12 protein-coding genes, 1 tRNA gene and 2 pseudogenes are annotated in these 16,424 nt (G+C 52.3%); 7 read left to right on the plus strand and 8 right to left on the minus strand.

The genetic code is table 11. The features are described from left to right. The first annotated feature begins 165 nt into the window (after positions 1-165). Positions 166-1,551, plus strand: coding sequence for a DNA (cytosine-5-)-methyltransferase (gene dcm / locus AC2LB6_RS15155; protein WP_490094127.1), 1,386 nt, complete (start codon positions 166-168; stop codon positions 1,549-1,551). Positions 1,552-1,585: 34 nt separating this feature from the next. On the opposite strand, the gene AC2LB6_RS15160 is transcribed toward dcm, so the two are convergent. Both AC2LB6_RS15160 and AC2LB6_RS15165 read right to left on the minus strand, forming a co-directional pair. After that, positions 1,586-1,867 carry a hypothetical protein gene (locus AC2LB6_RS15160; RefSeq protein WP_490094128.1) on the minus strand — a complete coding sequence of 94 codons (282 nt, stop codon included), beginning with the start codon at positions 1,865-1,867 and terminating at the stop codon, positions 1,586-1,588. A 71-nt stretch (positions 1,868-1,938) separates the two neighbouring features. Continuing rightward, complete coding sequence (locus tag AC2LB6_RS15165) at positions 1,939-2,643, minus strand: phosphohydrolase (protein WP_490094129.1); 705 nt, start codon at positions 2,641-2,643, stop codon at positions 1,939-1,941. 607 nt (positions 2,644-3,250) lie between these two features. On the opposite strand from AC2LB6_RS15165, the gene AC2LB6_RS15170 reads away from it, so the two are divergent. The 4 genes and pseudogenes from AC2LB6_RS15170 to AC2LB6_RS15185 form a co-directional block, all read left to right on the plus strand. Beyond that, positions 3,251-3,928, plus strand: coding sequence for an ASCH domain-containing protein (locus AC2LB6_RS15170; RefSeq protein WP_090959957.1), 678 nt, complete (start codon positions 3,251-3,253; stop codon positions 3,926-3,928). Positions 3,929-4,100: 172 nt separating this feature from the next. Next, positions 4,101-4,874, plus strand: a complete 774-nt coding sequence (gene mtfA / locus AC2LB6_RS15175) for a DgsA anti-repressor MtfA (protein WP_490094130.1) — start codon at positions 4,101-4,103, stop codon at positions 4,872-4,874. Positions 4,875-4,977: 103 nt separating this feature from the next. Further along, positions 4,978-5,053 (plus strand) — tRNA-Asn (locus tag AC2LB6_RS15180). 161 nt (positions 5,054-5,214) lie between these two features. Beyond that, positions 5,215-5,598 (plus strand): annotated as a pseudogene (locus AC2LB6_RS15185) (Arm DNA-binding domain-containing protein); the annotation flags it as partial. On the opposite strand, the gene AC2LB6_RS15190 reads toward AC2LB6_RS15185, so the two are convergent. The 6 genes and pseudogenes from AC2LB6_RS15190 to AC2LB6_RS15215 form a co-directional block, all read right to left on the minus strand. Beyond that, positions 5,551-5,721, minus strand: a complete 171-nt coding sequence (locus tag AC2LB6_RS15190) for a DNA cytosine methyltransferase (RefSeq protein ID WP_490094131.1) — start codon at positions 5,719-5,721, stop codon at positions 5,551-5,553. The pseudogene AC2LB6_RS15185 and the gene AC2LB6_RS15190 overlap by 48 nt on opposite strands. A 586-nt stretch (positions 5,722-6,307) precedes the next feature. Beyond that, positions 6,308-6,727: pseudogene (locus tag AC2LB6_RS15195) on the minus strand (zincin-like metallopeptidase domain-containing protein); the annotation flags it as partial. A 70-nt stretch (positions 6,728-6,797) separates the two neighbouring features. Continuing rightward, on the minus strand, positions 6,798-8,759 hold the full coding sequence (locus tag AC2LB6_RS15200) for an acetyl/propionyl/methylcrotonyl-CoA carboxylase subunit alpha (RefSeq protein ID WP_490094132.1): 1,962 nt from the start codon (positions 8,757-8,759) through the stop codon (positions 6,798-6,800). Between the two features lie 3 nt (positions 8,760-8,762). Further along, positions 8,763-10,367, minus strand: a complete 1,605-nt coding sequence (locus tag AC2LB6_RS15205; RefSeq protein WP_490094133.1) for a carboxyl transferase domain-containing protein — start codon at positions 10,365-10,367, stop codon at positions 8,763-8,765. A gap of 17 nt (positions 10,368-10,384) precedes the next feature. Beyond that, on the minus strand, positions 10,385-11,530 hold the full coding sequence (locus tag AC2LB6_RS15210; protein WP_490094174.1) for an MFS transporter: 1,146 nt from the start codon (positions 11,528-11,530) through the stop codon (positions 10,385-10,387). A gap of 49 nt (positions 11,531-11,579) precedes the next feature. Further along, positions 11,580-12,791 carry an aminotransferase class I/II-fold pyridoxal phosphate-dependent enzyme gene (locus AC2LB6_RS15215; protein ID WP_490094134.1) on the minus strand — a complete coding sequence of 404 codons (1,212 nt, stop codon included), beginning with the start codon at positions 12,789-12,791 and terminating at the stop codon, positions 11,580-11,582. 271 nt (positions 12,792-13,062) lie between these two features. Here AC2LB6_RS15215 and AC2LB6_RS15220 point away from each other — a divergent pair, with 271 nt between their 5' ends. Both AC2LB6_RS15220 and fadA read left to right on the plus strand, forming a co-directional pair. After that, complete coding sequence (locus AC2LB6_RS15220; RefSeq protein ID WP_490094135.1) at positions 13,063-15,249, plus strand: 3-hydroxyacyl-CoA dehydrogenase NAD-binding domain-containing protein; 2,187 nt, start codon at positions 13,063-13,065, stop codon at positions 15,247-15,249. 10 nt (positions 15,250-15,259) lie between these two features. After that, complete coding sequence (fadA, locus tag AC2LB6_RS15225) at positions 15,260-16,423, plus strand: acetyl-CoA C-acyltransferase FadA (protein ID WP_490094136.1); 1,164 nt, start codon at positions 15,260-15,262, stop codon at positions 16,421-16,423. Position 16,424 lies beyond the last annotated feature (1 nt).

Raw genomic sequence — 16,424 nt, forward strand, 5'->3', positions numbered from 1 at the left:
TAACTTTAGTCTGCGTCACGAAAAGCGAAAGCTGCTACCGGACGACTTCGGAGTGTGCGCCGCAAAAAAAGAACTTTCCGGGGGACGGGTACAGGGCACATCCCGGCAATTTCCTCACAGCGTCTGGAGTGTTAGCATAGGCGCCTTACTGTTAAGGAAAAACGCATGCATCCCGCCGCCCTCGCTGAACCACTCTCTGCTGCACTTACATCTGCTGATGCGTCTGAACTCTTTCAACAGGTTCTGGCAATCTATTCGGTTCGTGATCTCATGGCCCGCCTGCAGCAGGCGGGATTTTCCTGCTGGACGCCGGCGCTGCTGAACCGGATTCGTCAGGGTAAAAGCGCCCTGCCACCGCTGTGTGATGCGGAGCTGTCGCTGTTGCAGAGTCTGCTGCCGACCCGACCGGCTCATTATGATAATCCTGAGTTTCGTTTTATCGATCTTTTTGCCGGGATTGGTGGCATCCGTAAGGGATTCGAGGCGATTGGCGGTAAGTGCGTCTTTACCAGCGAATGGAATAAAGAAGCGGTTCGCACTTATAAAGCCAATCACTACAGCGATCCGCTGGAGCATCACTTCAATACCGACATCCGTCAGGTCACCCAGCCGGAAGGTCTGACTGACGATGACGAGATATACCGCGCGATTGATACGGCGATCCCCGATCATCAGGTATTGCTGGCCGGTTTCCCCTGCCAGCCCTTTTCGCTGGCGGGGGTCAGCAAGAAAAATGCGATGGGACGCGCGCACGGTTTTGAGTGTCAGGTGCAGGGCACGCTGTTTTTCGATGTCGCGCGTATTCTGGCCGCCAAGAAGCCGCCCTTCTTTGTGCTGGAGAATGTGAAAAACCTCAAGAGCCACGATAAGGGCCGCACCTTCGCCATTATCATGGAGACGCTGGATGAGCTGGGCTATGACGTGGCCGATGCCGGCGCCGGTAGCCCGGATGCCAAAGTGATCGATGCGCGTCACTTCCTGCCGCAGCATCGCGAACGCATTGTGCTGGTGGGTATTCGCCGCGATCTGAAAAAGCAGGATTTCACCCTGCGCGATATCCGTCGTTTCTATCCGGCGCAGGTACCCAGCCTGCAAAGCCTGCTGGAGCCCGCGCCAGACGACAAATATATTCTGTCGCCGGTGCTATGGCGCTACCTCTACCAGTATGCGAAAAAGCATAAAGCGAAAGGCAATGGCTTTGGTTTTGGCCTCAACGATCCGCGCAATCCCAACTGCTGTGTACGAACGCTGTCGGCGCGTTACTACAAAGATGGCTCAGAGATTCTGATCGATCGCGGCTGGGATAGCGCCCTGGGTGAAGCGGAGTTTCAGGATGCGGATAATATGGCGCGTCGGCCGCGTCGTCTCTCGCCACGCGAGTGCGCCCGGTTGATGGGCTTCGATGTGCCAGGCCGTGAGCCGTTCCGTATTCCGGTTTCGGATACTCAGGCTTATAAGCAGTTTGGTAACTCGGTGGTCGTACCGGTCTTTGCCGCGGTGGCCCAGCTGCTGCTGCCCCATATTCGCCAGCTAAAGTCGTCATTATTCTGAAATGAAAAAACCCGTCCTGCGACGGGTTTTTGTTTTATTTCTTCTTCTTGGTCTGCTTCTTCAGCAGCAGGCGAATCTGCTTCAACTCAGAGGCGCTTAATCCATTGGCCTTCCCGTCAGTGGCACCGGATCCCTCCGTCCCCTCTTCAGTGATGTCCTGATTATCAATCGCCGGATGGGGATGCGTTTCCAGACTGGCCTGCAAACGGTGAACAATTTCCTGGCTCATTGAAATCTGGTTTTCCAGCGCCAGCTGTTTAATCGTTTCTTTCAGTTCAGGATCAATTTTAATCGTTAAATTAACAGTTTCGGTCATCGGGCAGCTCCTTTTTGTTATCGCTACACGCTACCGGATGACCGTTTCGATTAATATAGTGTCATAAAAATTTAATATTCGGTTTGTAATGGGGTGAAGTCCCGCAGTACGCCCTCATCCATTCCCACCAGATTGCCTTGCAGTTCGGCATAGAGCTTAGCCATATAACGCACCAGAAAATCGGCGTTATGCTCAGCCAGCATACGGCCAGTTTCGGTGTGCATAGTTTCCGGCAGACGCAGCAGTTTCTTCTGGAAGTGGTCCAGCGTCCACTTAACATCATTCAGCTCGCGATCTTTACCCAGCGGGTCCTGACTGTCGAACAACGGGCGATTCAGCGCACCGGCGGTGTAGAAAACACGCGCCAGCCCAATTGCGCCCAGCGACTCCAGCCGGTCAGCATCCTGTACGATTCTGGCTTCCAGCGTCTGAGGCGGTATGCCCGCGCTGAAACTGTGAGTTTTAACGGCATGCATCACGGCATCAATCTTCTCAGCAGGGAAATCGGGAAAGTCCTGCTGCAGGATGCGCTGGGTTTCCGTTGCAGCATAAGTCGAAGCGAGATGGCGTTCCGGATGGTTCTTCGGAAGATTAACCACATCGTGAAAATAGCAGGCGGTCAGCACCACCAGCGGGTCAGCCGGTGTACCGGTCATGATGCGCTGTGCGCTCATCCAGACGCGCCGTAAATGGGCGATATCGTGCGCGCCGTCGTCGTGAATCCAGTTGGCCTGAAACCAGCTTTCATAGCGAGATTGCCAGAGTGTGAGTGACATAATCTATCTCCCTGTAGTGATCGACAGCAGATTCGTCGCGTCAGTGCGCGAACGGCAAGCCATCATAGCGACTGGCTAATGACACTTTTCTTACAGTGCTGTTGAAAAGAGCGGCGCTGCCAGCGTTTTTGGGCAGAAAAATGAGATCTGGATCATCTGTATAGCATCTCTGTTACACAATAACCGCAATTTTGGCGGTTTTCAGCCTTTACTCAGTGAATTTCTGCTAAGAAAATTAGTTTAACAGCTGTAATGTATTGCCCGCCCTTAACCGGCTTTTTAGCCCCTGGTGAACTTTTTTTTGTCACGCGATTAATTGTAAAACTGTGCGCAATGACAGGTGAGAAAGTCTGAAAAGGTTCCTATTTTTATCGTTATAACGTACTGTATCAGGGCTATTCGTCGTGTTCACCCCGATGTGTAAAAAGCCCTGGTGCGCTTTTTGCATTTTGGTTGTTTTTGGCACCGAACGTGACAATTTCAAAGTGACTGTCAGGCGACAAATTATTAAGCAAAATGATTTAAAGCTTTTATGCTAACTCTCAGATGTGAAGCAAATGGACTTATACAGCAGTAACCGGGTTCTACTAATAAAAAGAGGTAATCAATGAAAGAACGGCCGATTCTTTTTTCCGAACAGCGTGTTCGTGCCCTGTTGGTTGGCCAGCAAACGCAAACCCGGCGCATTATGAAAACTCAGGCTTTCGGTCCGGGACAGGATCATCACGAGGGCGTACATGCTTTCGATGTGAGTGCTAACCATCTGCACGGCTACAAAATGATGTCGATGACCGACATCAGCTATCAATGCCCCTATGGCAAACCGGGTGACATACTCTGGGTACGTGAAACCTGGCGTGGCCCAATGGTGCCAGAGAGCGCTCTGGCCGAATATGAACGTGACCCGACGCCGTTTCGCCTGCCGGAATATTGCCAGTATCGAGCCGACAGCAACGAGCTGGGTCAGCATGCGCTGAGCACCCCGGAAGCCGAAGAGTTTGGCTGGCAGACCGCCATTCATATGCCGCGCTGGGCCAGTCGCATCAACCTCGAAATTACCGGCGTCCGTGCAGAGAAGATTCAGGACATCAGTGAAGATGACATTCGGGCTGAGGGCGTACAGACCGACTCGCACTTCCTGAATAACTTCTTCACCATGAATGCCAACTCTGAATCACCCAAAGAGGCGTATCGCAAAGCCTGGGAAAAACAGTACGGCGCGACCAGCTGGGAAGTGAATCCGTGGGTCTGGGTCATTGAATTTCAGCGCATCGAACGCAACTGATGCCTCAGCCCTGCGCTTTGCGGGTTGAATCACAGACACCGGTCGCGCTAACGGGTTGAATAGTGAGCCTTCAGCCCTGCAGTCAGATAGTTGATGCCAGCATTCGATGCTGGCATTTTTATGTCTGCCGCGTCAGGATAGCGAAATAGTCCGGTTCTGTGCAGGAGTTGCGATGTTTAAATGGCCCTGGAAAACGCATGACAACATGCTGGCTGCGCTGCCGTGGCAGCAAGGGCTGGCACAGCCGGTATTCAGCCCGCTCAGTGATGCCGAGCAACAGGCGCTGGTTGAACTGGCGAAGCGCTTTCTGCAACAGAAAAAACTGGTTCCCCTTGAAGGGGCTCAGCTGGATGAACTACGCAGCGTGCGCATCGCCCTGCTCTTCTCTCTGCCTGTCCTGAGGCTGGGTCTGGAGTGGCTGGACGGTTTTCACGATGTGCTGATCTATCCTGAGCCGTTCGAAGTAGACGATCACTGGCAGGATGAAGATGGGCTGGTTCACAGCGCGCCTGCGGTTCACGCCGGACAGAGCTGGACGCAGGGGCCGGTAGTACTTAACTGGCTCGATATTCAGGATTCCTTCGATCTCTCTGGCTTCAATCTGGTCATTCATGAAGTCGCACACAAGCTGGATGCACGCGGCAGTGGTTACACCAGTGGCGTTCCGGTGATGCCGCTGCGTGACGTAGCGCAGTGGGAAAAGGATTTACGTGCCGCGATGGCAGAGATTGAGAGTGAGGTCGAACTGGTGGGCGAACAGGCTGCGACTATCGATCCCTACGCCGCCAGCGATCCGGCTGAGTGCTTCGCTGTGCTCTCTGAATATTTCTTTACGGCCCCGGTTCTGCTGGCCGAACGTTTTCCCGCCATGTATCAGCATCTGCGCCAGTTTTACCAGCAGGATCCGCTGACCCGAATTGCTGCTGACACGGCGCAAACTGCTTAAATCACGATCGCTTTGCGTTAAAGCTAGCCAGTTGAATGATAATGTATTTTTTGCTGTTGACACCTTAGAGCGACGCCGTTAATATTCGCCTCGTTCAAACGATTCCTCTGTAGTTCAGTCGGTAGAACGGCGGACTGTTAATCCGTATGTCACTGGTTCGAGTCCAGTCAGAGGAGCCAAATTCTTGTTTTCATGCCGCTCTGCGAATCCTTATGTAATTTAGATTCAATAAGTTAGCGTGGAAAGTCTTCCCGATGTATTTTTAGTTTTCCCTACGCATCGGGAGAATTTGGTGGTCAGATTTGGGGTCAAGTTGGTTCGATGACGGAGTGACCCCCAAATGTCTCTTAACGACTCAAAAATCCGCAACTTAAAACCATCCGCAAAACCCTTTAAAGTTTCTGATTCTCACGGTCTGTACCTGCTGGTTAATCCAGGTGGTTCACGTCTCTGGTATCTCAAATACCGTATTAATAGAAAAGAATCCCGCCTCGGCTTAGGCGCCTACCCTGATGTCTCTCTGGCTCACGCTCGTCAACAACGTGATGGTATCCGTAAATTGCTGGCGCATAATATCAACCCAGCACAACAGCGCTCCGCTGAAAGAGCCACTGCGTTGCCAGAAGAAACCTTCAAGTCTGTTGCACTGAGCTGGCATAAAAGCAACCGTACATGGTCAGAGAACCACGCAACCCGTCTGCTCGCCAGCATGAATAACCATATTATTACCAGCCATCGAAAACGATTGGCAAGGGTAGCCGCCAACTACAACATCAACATGTGGGAAATTTTGGATATTTGATATATCGCCAAGCCTGACTTCTGATTCAGGAAAATACTTCTCCAAAGTCTTACAAGCGTTTTCAACAATATCATTTGCAAAAACAACTTAGCCTCCGGCAGATTCAATACCAAAATCCATACCACCACCGCCAGAAAACAGTGAAAGAACTTGGATGTTGTCGTGCTCTCTTTCAAAAATACTGTTCATATAATCATACTAGGCATCGCCATCCTAACTTAATCACTTTAAACCCTAAGATCATGATCACCTGCCCGCATAGACAAAAAATTCTCTCTAAAAATCATGAACAAACATTATAGCTTGGGATGATGGCTTAGAGCAGTAACATTGTTTATTTTTTTGACAACTGGAGCAAGTCTTAGGTAAAAAATGCTTCAAAATAGAACGTGTAGAATACTTTTATTCTTAAGATTCAACCTCATATTTCACACTTCAAACCTCGCGTTTAAGCCACTAAAAGGTGGTCATTCTGGGGGTCTTGACATGTAGCTTATTAAGGTTTAGCTTATTTATTAGCCAGTTACTGGCAAAGGCGATCCCAGTCAGAGAGCCAAATTGAGAGAAGCCCGCTCAGGGGAACCTGAGCGGGCTTTTTGCTGTTTGTATGATTGGTGAATCTCTGACAGGCTCAGATTTTATCCATCAAATAACCATGCGATTTCGATGCCGCGCTGGCAGCCTTGAAAATATAGCGTTTCTCGTTCTTCAGTGCTTTCAGCCAGGAAGCGATATAGCTTTCATGCTGAACCTCTCCAACGATCCCCAGATCCGCCATCAGGAACGCGCTTCCCGGTTCAGCCCAGCTCTTCAAACGTATACCCCTCACTGCCAAACTTCCCTCTTATTTCACGGTTCAGCCGACTTTTTGCCCCACTCCAGTGAACCAACTCATGCAGGCCGGTGGTTTAGAAATTGGCGGCATCAAAAAAAAGGTACCGTTCCGGCAGCCAGATTTCATCGGTAGAGGGTTGGAAAAAGGCGTTTTGACCTTTCTCAATGATGGTTGACCACTGTTACGGAAAAGCGCTTCCGCACGCGGTAACGGCTCAAGGGCTCTGCCGGGCAAACTGCTTCGTCACTCATAGGCAAATCACTGCCACTTAAGGGCGTGCCCACGTTTACATTTTCGCCTCATCTAAGGTGAAAAGTAGCTGACCGCTATTCACTATTTCCCCAATGGCACACATCGTTCCAGCAATCACTCCCTCGGCGACTGAAACCACTCGGTTTTCCATTTTCATAGCCTCGATGATGGCAAGCGTATCGCCTTCCTGAACGAATGTGCCTGGTTCTACCGCAATAAACACGATGGTCCCCGGCATAGGAGCTTTTACGTCTTTGCCAGCAGAGCGGTTATTCTCTTCCAAATGCAACTGGCTATCGACCCGGTATCTCCTCCCCGCAAGTATCACTTCCACGATCCCTTTTCTCTCTCTTCCCTGCCAGCTCACATAACCGCACTGCCCACCCCAGTAGTGATCCATCGGCGCGATAGTGATAGAAAATATCTCTGGGCCAATAGCCGTAACCACCCGGGTATTACCAAGCATCAGCAGATTGACAGCTATTTCATTCCCCTGATAGCGGATGTATATTTTTCCTGCGGGTGCCGCCGGGTCTAATGCCTGCCGATCACTATTTCCCTGTAGCCCATACCAGGGTGAAGAGTTACGCCCTGCACTTTCCTGCTTTGCCAACAGTGCAGCTGCGCTGGCAACGGCAGCAAGTGGAGCGACTGAGACTTCGCGCCCCATAAGCAGTTGGTCAATTAACCCGGTATGCAGGTTACCGGCCGCCACCTGGGGATGATTTAATAATTCCAGAAGAAAGCCGCTATTGGTCGTCACCCCAAACACCCACGTCTGAGCCAGTGCCTGCACCATTTTAAGCCGGGACTGCTGACGATCTGCAGCATGGACAATAAGTTTAGCAATCAGCGGATCGTAAAACGCAGGCACCTCGCCATGGTGGTCGAAAGCACTGTCGGTCCGGGCTGACTCCGGCCATGTAACTGAGGCCGATCCTGGCGAGGGAGTAAAGTCATCGTCCGGGTCCTCAGCATATATGCGGCTCTCAAAAGCATGCCCCTCACTAACTATCTGCGACTGAGACAAGGGCAGTTGTTCACCCGCCGCAATTCTGATCTGCCACTCAACAAGATCCAGTCCTGTGATCATTTCCGTCACCGGATGCTCTACCTGCAGGCGGGTATTCACTTCAAGGAAATAAAATCGGTTGTCAGGAGTAACGATAAACTCAAATGTTCCCGCATTAAAATAGCCTATCTGCTGTGCCCCATTGACGGCTGCGTTTAACATCAATTCACGCACCACCGCAGAGATCGACGTCGCGGGGGCTTCTTCGATAATTTTTTGATGCCGCCGCTGCAGTGAACATTCTCTTTCATACAAGTGCACCACCTGCCCGTGCTGATCACCCATGATCTGCACTTCGATATGACGAGGCGAGTGGATATAGCGCTCGATCATCAGACGGCCGTCGTTAAAGTTAGCTTTGGCAATACGTACGGCCGCGGCAACAGCCGCCCGCATATCAGCGGCCTGCTCCACTACCTGCATTCCTTTACCCCCGCCACCGGCGACAGGCTTGAGGATCACAGGGAACCCTATTTCTCCAGCCAGTGCATTCAGCACGCTGAAGGACTCAGAGGCTTCCTGCGATCCAGGGAGTACTGGCACACCCGCTTTTTCCATCTGCTGTCGGGCCAGAATTTTATTGCCCATATCGCGGATGATATTTGCCGAAGGTCCAATAAACGTCAGCCCTGCCCGGGAAACCGCCTCGGCAAATTCCGGGTTTTCTGATAAAAATCCGTAGCCAGGATGAACCGCATCACAGCACGAATGGCGTGCAGCACTCACAAGCGCATCAATGTTCAGATAGCTGTCGACGGCAAGCGGACCCCCGATATTCACGGTCTGTATTGCACCTGACAGGTGATCGGCTTCGGTATCAGCATCAGAGTAAACCGCCACGTACTCAATACCCATTTCTCTGGCCGTGCGAGCAATACGTCGGGCGATCTCGCCACGGTTAGCGATAAGAATTCGATTAAACATGGTTCACATCCTGAAAACGCCAAAATGGGTCGACTGCTGCGGTGCCTGGCGGGCAAGCGCAAGTCCCAACGCTAGCCAGTCGCGGGTTTGTTCGGGAAGAATAACGGCATCTACCCACAAACGTGCAGCAACATACAATGCCTGTCCCTGCCGGTCATAAGCATCGCGAACGGGTTGTTTAACCCGTTCAGCATCTTCAGCGGTGAAGGGTTGCCCTTTTTTTTCTAACTGCTCCTCTCGCATCAACGCCATCACCGTTGCCGCCTGCTCACTGCCGACAACAGACATTTTAGCGTTCGGCCACATTGCCATGAGCTGCGGGCCAAGAGCGCGACCGCACATAGCCAGATTGCCAGCCCCAAAACTGCCGCCAATCAGGACAGAGAATTTAGGCACGCGAGCGCAGGCAACCGCATTCATCATTTTGGCTCCGTGTTTAGCAATGCCCCCGGCTTCATACTCCGTCCCTACCATAAAACCGTTGATGTTATGCAAGAACAACAATGGGATATTGCGCTGTACACACAGCTCGATAAAATTTGCTGCCTTCTGCGCGCTTTCTGAGTACAGCACCCCGTCATTAAGCAACACCCCAACCGGAAAGCCGCCGATATGGCCCGTTCCGCAAATGAGCGTGCGCCCATAGCGTGCCTTGTATTCCGTCAGCTCGCTGCCGTCCAGCAGGCGGGCAAGAATCTCCCGAACGGGGATAGGTTCACGCGGGTTTGCGCTAATGATGCCAGGGATCTGGCGCGGATCGAACAGCGGCTCAACTGCCACCAGCGGCGGTGAAGCAAGCTTACCGGCATCACCTCGGGCAATGATGTCGCGTACAATGTGCAACGCATGACGGTCATGTTCTGCATAGTGGTCGGCCACGCCGCTATCCAGCGTATGTACATCGGCACCGCCAAGGGTCTGGGCATCAACAATCACCCCTGTTGCCGCACGCACCAGCTGTGGGCCGCCGAGGAAGATTGTGCCATTGTCTTTGACGATCACAGTTTCGTCGCACATCGCCGGTATATATGCCCCTCCTGCGGTACAAGAACCCAAAACCGCCGCGATCTGGGGTAAACCCGCAGCGGACATTTCAGCAATATTGCGAAAAATGCGCCCGATATGATGTTCATCAGGAAAAATCTCTTCTTGGAGCGGCAAATAAACACCCCCTGAATCCATCAGATAAATGCTCGGTAGTGCCATTTCACGAGCGATCTGCTGCATGCGCAGATGCTTCTTCAATGTCAGCGGGTAATATGCGCCGCCTTTTACCGAAGCATCATTAGCGTAAATCGCCACTGCGCGGTTTTTAACAATACCAATACCGGTCACGATCCCGGCCGACGGCACCGAATGTTCATATACCTGATGAGCAGCCAACTGCCCAATTTCAACAAATGCGCTGCCTAGATCAATCAGCAGGGCGATACGTTCACGGGCAGAAAATTTGCCACGCGCCGCCTGTTTCTGGCGAGCGGCTTCACCGCCCCCCGCGAGCGCCGCTTGCCGTGCTTCATCCAGTGGCTGCTGCAGCCGGGCAAACGCCCGCTGGTTTTCACGAAACGTCGGATTATCGGTGTAATGACGTGCTGCAATTGTCGCCATGGTGCCTCTCTCAGGAATTAAGTGCGGACTTTGAACTGAGCGATAAGAAAACTCGCCAGCCCGGTTAGCAAGATAGCCAGCGTCCATGTACCGTGATGCTCCAGTAGCACGGCAAACGAGGAGGCAATTCCCGCCATCCCCTGCTGCATAAACCCGCACAGCGCCATCGCGTAAGCACCGAAATCCTTACCATCGTTCACCGCAGCCGACATGCTACTTGGGAACATCACCGCCTGGCCGAAAATAATCAGACAATACAGTATGATAAAAATAACCAGCCCCAATGTATGGTTAAGTAACCCAGCCCACCACAGCACAAACAGCGCGAGCGCGGAGATAGCGACCATCAACGATCCACGACGCATCAGGGTGACCACTCCCGTAGTGTGCACGATGCGATTTACCGTCAGCGCGCCTGTCAGGTACGAGATGCCGATAAGCAGGCCAAATAACCCAAAGCTGGTCACCTCAAGACCAAAGCTCTGCTGCATGACAAACGGACTGACCTCCTGCAACGTCACGGTCGTAGCAAAGCCTAACCCTCCCACGCACGCTGGCCAGAAAAAACCTGGGCGCCGCAGAATAGTTAAGTAGGCGTGCATCATACCCTTGCTAACCCTGGCAGGTTCGGCGTGCGCCATCGGCACCATCAGTGAGAAGAGCAGCGCGACAAAGCCGGTCGCGGCCAGCACCAGGAAGGCCATCTGCCAGTGCGAGTAATAACTGATAAGTCCGCCGATAAACTGGCCCCCGCCCAGCGCGGTGATAAACGCTACCGACAATACGGAAAGTCGTTTTGCCAGTTCCGCACCACTCCAGTTATCTTTAACCAGAATGCGCCCGATAATCGCGGCCCCTCCTGCTCCGATCCCTTGCAAGGCACGTAAAACCAGAAGCATGTTAGCGTCCCGACACCACGCCAGCAGCAGGCTGGTGCCGATAAATAACACCAGCGATAATGTCAGTGAGATGCGCCGTCCATAGCGATCTGCCGCCGCCCCCCAAAAAATTACTGGCACCGCCGCGCCAACGACGAAAATTGAGATCGACAGCTCGGTCGCGCTCTGCGTCATCCCAAGCTCCCGCATTACCACCGGGAGTGAAGGGAGGTAGATAGTTGTCGCCATCTGCGTCATGAACACAACCAGACAGGCCAGCGACATGATCCTTAGCGAGAGCGTATTCACGGCCGGAACGGAGTAACTTTCAGATTCATTCATAGTTCGCTCGCAACTGATTAACGTGCCCGGCAAACTGCGCAATCTCACTGCGGCTGATGTTTGAACGTAGCATGATGCGCAAACCTGCTTTACCGCGCGCAATGACAGGGAAGAAAATGGGAGAGGTATAAAAACCACGTTCAAATAGCGTTTTGGCGATCGATATGGTCGCTTCCTCTGAACCTATCTGAATAAAACGTATTGGCAGCCCGTCACCGTGATTGTCGTTTGCAATCAGCGAATCAAAATATTCGATATTTTGCTGCAGTTGATTCTGTAATTGCGTCAGCTCTTGGGTGTGATGAAGGGCGACCGACGCCAGGATCCCACCGAGTCCGGCAGTATTGATACGTTGCGACCAGAGGAATGGGCCGGCAAAGCGAGAAATAAGCGTACGCTGTTCGTTATAAGGTCGTCGACCAATAAACACCGCACCGCCCGAAGCACCAAACCCCTTGTTTAGAGACGTAATAATCACTGTCCGATCATTAATTTCTCCGAGCGTATCCAGCACCAGTCCCCTGCCAAGCTTACCCACAGTAGACAGGCCATGAGCCTCATCAAATAACAGGAACAGGCCATATTTTTCCTGTAATTGCAGGAGTTCTTTAATCGGGGCCTGACCGCCAGTGCTGTAAACCCCATCCGCCACATAGGCAACGCGCGGATATTTTTTGCAGATCGCTTCTAGCTGTTCCACATCATTATGAGCAATGGTAATAACTTCGGTTTCATCAGCGCATACCGGTTTCATGATGTTAAGACAAAAATGCGCATTTTTATCGAAGACCAGCACCGGCGGTTGATTCTCCGTCAGCGCCCCGGAGGCAATCAGCGGCAAAATCCCCTGAGCAGCAGCGGCACAAGAGGCGACAGTAATCACATCGGCACCGATAAGATCAGCCAGTGCCTGCTCAGCTTGCCCCAGGAGTTCAAATTGGATGCGTATGCGCGAGGTGGAGGTGTTGAGCGAACCATTCGTTTGCAAGGCGGCAATGGCCTGGCGGAGAATTTCAGGGTGTGAATCAAGCCCCAGATATGAATATGAGGACATATTCACAAAACGGTGCTCGCTGTTGACTTGCTGATGATGACCGTTGCCAAGATTGGTGATTGCCAGGTTCGATAAACCTGCGTCCTGTGTCACCTGCCAGAAGCTGTTACTAATTTGAACGGCTTTCTTAATGTTACTCCAGGTATTCATGTAGTTTGTCCCGTTTAGTAAAGTTGGAATAAACTTGCATCAGAATGTAAAGAAAGTTAAATGCCATTTTTTAATATCATAACCCGGAAAGACATAAGAAAAATTTAATTAATATTCAGCGTTTTTTTGTATATTGAACATCAAAATTGGCATTTAAAACCCTCTTCCCTTTTGTGCTAATCATTATTCAGCCTAATAACGGTTCAACAACCACTGTGACGATTAAATTTATGTCGCTGGCTTTCTTTCACCCAAAAAATGAGGTGTAAATATGCTTTTTCATGGCCGTGAAATGACTGTTAACTCGCTGGACAATGGGTTAGCAGAGCTGGTTCTGAACAGCACCGCAGCCAGAGTTAATACCATGGGCTCCGTCTTCTTTGAGGAACTCTCTGCGGCATTAACTCTAGTGCGCAAGTATAACGAAATTAAGGGACTTTTAATTCGTTCAGCTAAAAATGACTTTAATCTCGGTGCCGATTTGTATGAATTGCATAGCCTGCAATATCGACAGGACAATGGCCTCGACAACTGGATCAACAGCGCCAATGAATCGTTAGACTTACTTGATGATTTGCCCTTCCCCACACTTGCGGCGATCGACGGTGCTGCACTGGGCGGTGGCTGTGAACTGGCGCTGGCCTGCGATTTTCGCATCGCTACACCAACTTCAAAGCTGGGCCTACCGGAAGTAAGCCTGGGTCTCATTCCGGGCTTTGGTGGCACAGTTCGACTTCCCCGTCTGATGGGGGTCGATCATGCCCTGGAGCTGATCACCACCGGTAAGTCTTTTGATGCCGACCGAGCTCTGAAACTGGGCCTGATCGATGCCAGGATCGCTCAGTCGCAACTCCTGAGTGCAGCGAAACATATGCTGACAAGTGCTGCTCAAGGTGAGCTGGACTGGCGGGCTGCGCGGCGTGAAAAACAGGCCCCGTTGCGTCTGAGCGCCACAGAGTCTGTTATGACTTTCTTCCATGCAACTGCTGGGGTAAAAAACTCGGTACATAAGTATCAGGCGGCCGCGGTTGCCGCTATCCGTACTGTCGAGTTTTCAGCCTCCCATGCCCATCGTGAAGCCTCAAACGCTGAATGTCAGCAGTTTCTCAGGCTGGCGCGCACGGACGAAGCGAAGTCTTCTATTGGCGCGTTCCTCAGTAAAAAGCAGGTCATCCGACGGGCAGAAACGCTCACGGTACATGCTCAGACAGTTGATCAGGTCGTAGTACTGGGCTCCGGAATTATGGGTAAAGGAATTGCTTATCTTTCTGCTTTGCATGGCATACCCGCGTTGATACACGCTAATAGCCCGCAATCTCAGTTCGCTGCGCTGGATGCTCCTAAAAAATGGCTTAACCAGCTTCTGGCGAAAGGTCAGATTGACGGTAATCACATGGCCCGCGTGCTGTCAGACATACGCGTAACAGCTGGCTATAAAGGACTTGAACTGGCCGGGCTAGTGATTGAATCTGTGGTTGAGGATAAAGCGGTGAAAGCCATCGTGCTGGCCACGGCAGAGCAAAACATCGCCCCGGACACCGTGCTGGTCACCAATACCTCAACGTTTGGGGTCAATGAACTGGCGCGCGGACTGACACGACCTGCGCAGTTTTGCGGCCTGCATTTCTTTAATCCGGCGCAGCGCATGCCGCTGGTGGAAATTATTCGCAATGAAAATACCTCGGATGCCACGCTGGCAACCGTGGTGGCCTATTCCAGGACGCTGGGGAAGATCCCCGTGATCGTCAGTGACAGGCCGGGTTTTTTTATCAACAGGGTGCTCTTCGCTTACCTGAGTGGCCTGCTGATGCTGGTGCGTGATGGCATCAGCTTCCGCCATATTGATCGGGTAATGGAAGATGCCTTTGGCTGGCCAATGGGTCCGGCATGGTTGCTGGATGTTATCGGGATTGATACCGCGCAAGCCATTTTTAAACAGCTTTCTACCGCCTGGCCCGAGCGTTTTAACGGCGAAACCACGGTAATTATTGATTTTCTTCACGCACATCAGCGGCTGGGAGAAAAAACAGGGCAGGGATTTTATCGCTATCAGCAGGACAAGAAGGGCCGCACCCAGCGTGTGGCAGACAACGACTTTGAGACGGAGCTGGCCGCCCTCCAGTCTCCACCTTTGCCGCTGAGTGAAGATGACATTATAGATCGCATGATGATCCCGATGGTCAATGAAGTTATCCGCTGCCTGGAAGAAGGCGTGATCGGCTCCGCTGCTGAAGCGGATACCGCACTGATTCTGGGGCTGGGGTTCCCGGTTTATCGCGGTGGTGCATGCCGTTATGTGGATACCCGGGGTACAGCAAGTTTTAATCGTGCGGCCCAACACTTTAGCGCGCTGGGTGGCCTCTATCAGTTACCAACGTTGCTGCTCTCCCCTGCTCACCCGAGTGAGCCATTTTACCCTCTTCCCACCGCCGATGCTCAACGCAGCGTACTGGCATAAGGAACATCAAATGGAAAATGTCGTTATTGTAGATGCGATCAGAACGCCGATGGGCCGCGCCCGCGAAGGTGCTTTTCGCCATGTCCGCGCAGAAGCACTTTCAGCACACGTCATGCGCCAACTGCTGGCCAGACAGCCCGGCCTGTCGTCAACAGACATTGACGATATTTACTGGGGATGCGTGCAACAAACACTGGAGCAAGGATTCAATATCGCCCGTAATGCAGCACTGCTGGCGGAAATACCTCACACGGTTCCTGCGACCACTGTCAACCGACTTTGTGGGTCATCCATGCAGGCGTTACATGATGCCGCACGCACCATTATGGTGGGTGACGCCACTATTTGTATCGCGGGGGGGGTGGAACATATGGGACATGTTCCGATGACACATGGCATTGATTTTCATCCCGCCCTGAGTAAAACCGTTGCCCGTGCGGCTGGCAACATGGGGCTCACGGCGGAGCTTCTGGCTAAAATGCATAACATCAGCCGGGAAATGCAGGATGAATTTGCGCTGCGTTCTCATCAACGAGCCGCACATGCAAGTTTAAACGGGCTTTTTGACGCAGAAATCGTGCCCACCCACGGCCATGATGCGCATGGTGCCCTGGTGCGCCATCAAAAAGATGAGGTCATCCGCCCGGAAACCAGCCTGAACAGTCTGAAAAATCTGCGACCCGTTTTTGATCCTCATACGGGAACGGTAACGGCAGGGACGTCGTCGTCACTTGCAGACGGCGCATCAGCAGTCTTACTGGTCAGCGAGTCTTATGCCCGTGCGCATGGTCTGCCTGTCCGCGCCCGTATACGTGCCATGGCGGTGGTGGGCAGTCAACCTTCAACCATGGGCTACGGCCCCGTTCCGGCCAGTGAATTAGCATTGAAACGCGCCCGACTATCCACCAAAGATATCGACCTATTCGAGCTTAATGAAGCCTTCGCCGCGCAGGTTTTGTCCTGTATTAAGGGGCTGGACCTGCTTGACCAGATCGACGACAAAGTTAATCAACACGGTGGCGCTATCGCCCTCGGCCATCCTCTGGGATGCACCGGGACCCGCATTACCACCACATTAATCAATCTGCTGGAACATCGTGACAGGCAATTCGGCCTTGCCACGATGTGTATCGGTCTGGGCCAGGGGATTGCCACGGTTTTTGAGCGCGTCTGAA

Source organism: Pantoea sp. RCC30.1 (assembly GCF_058148845.1).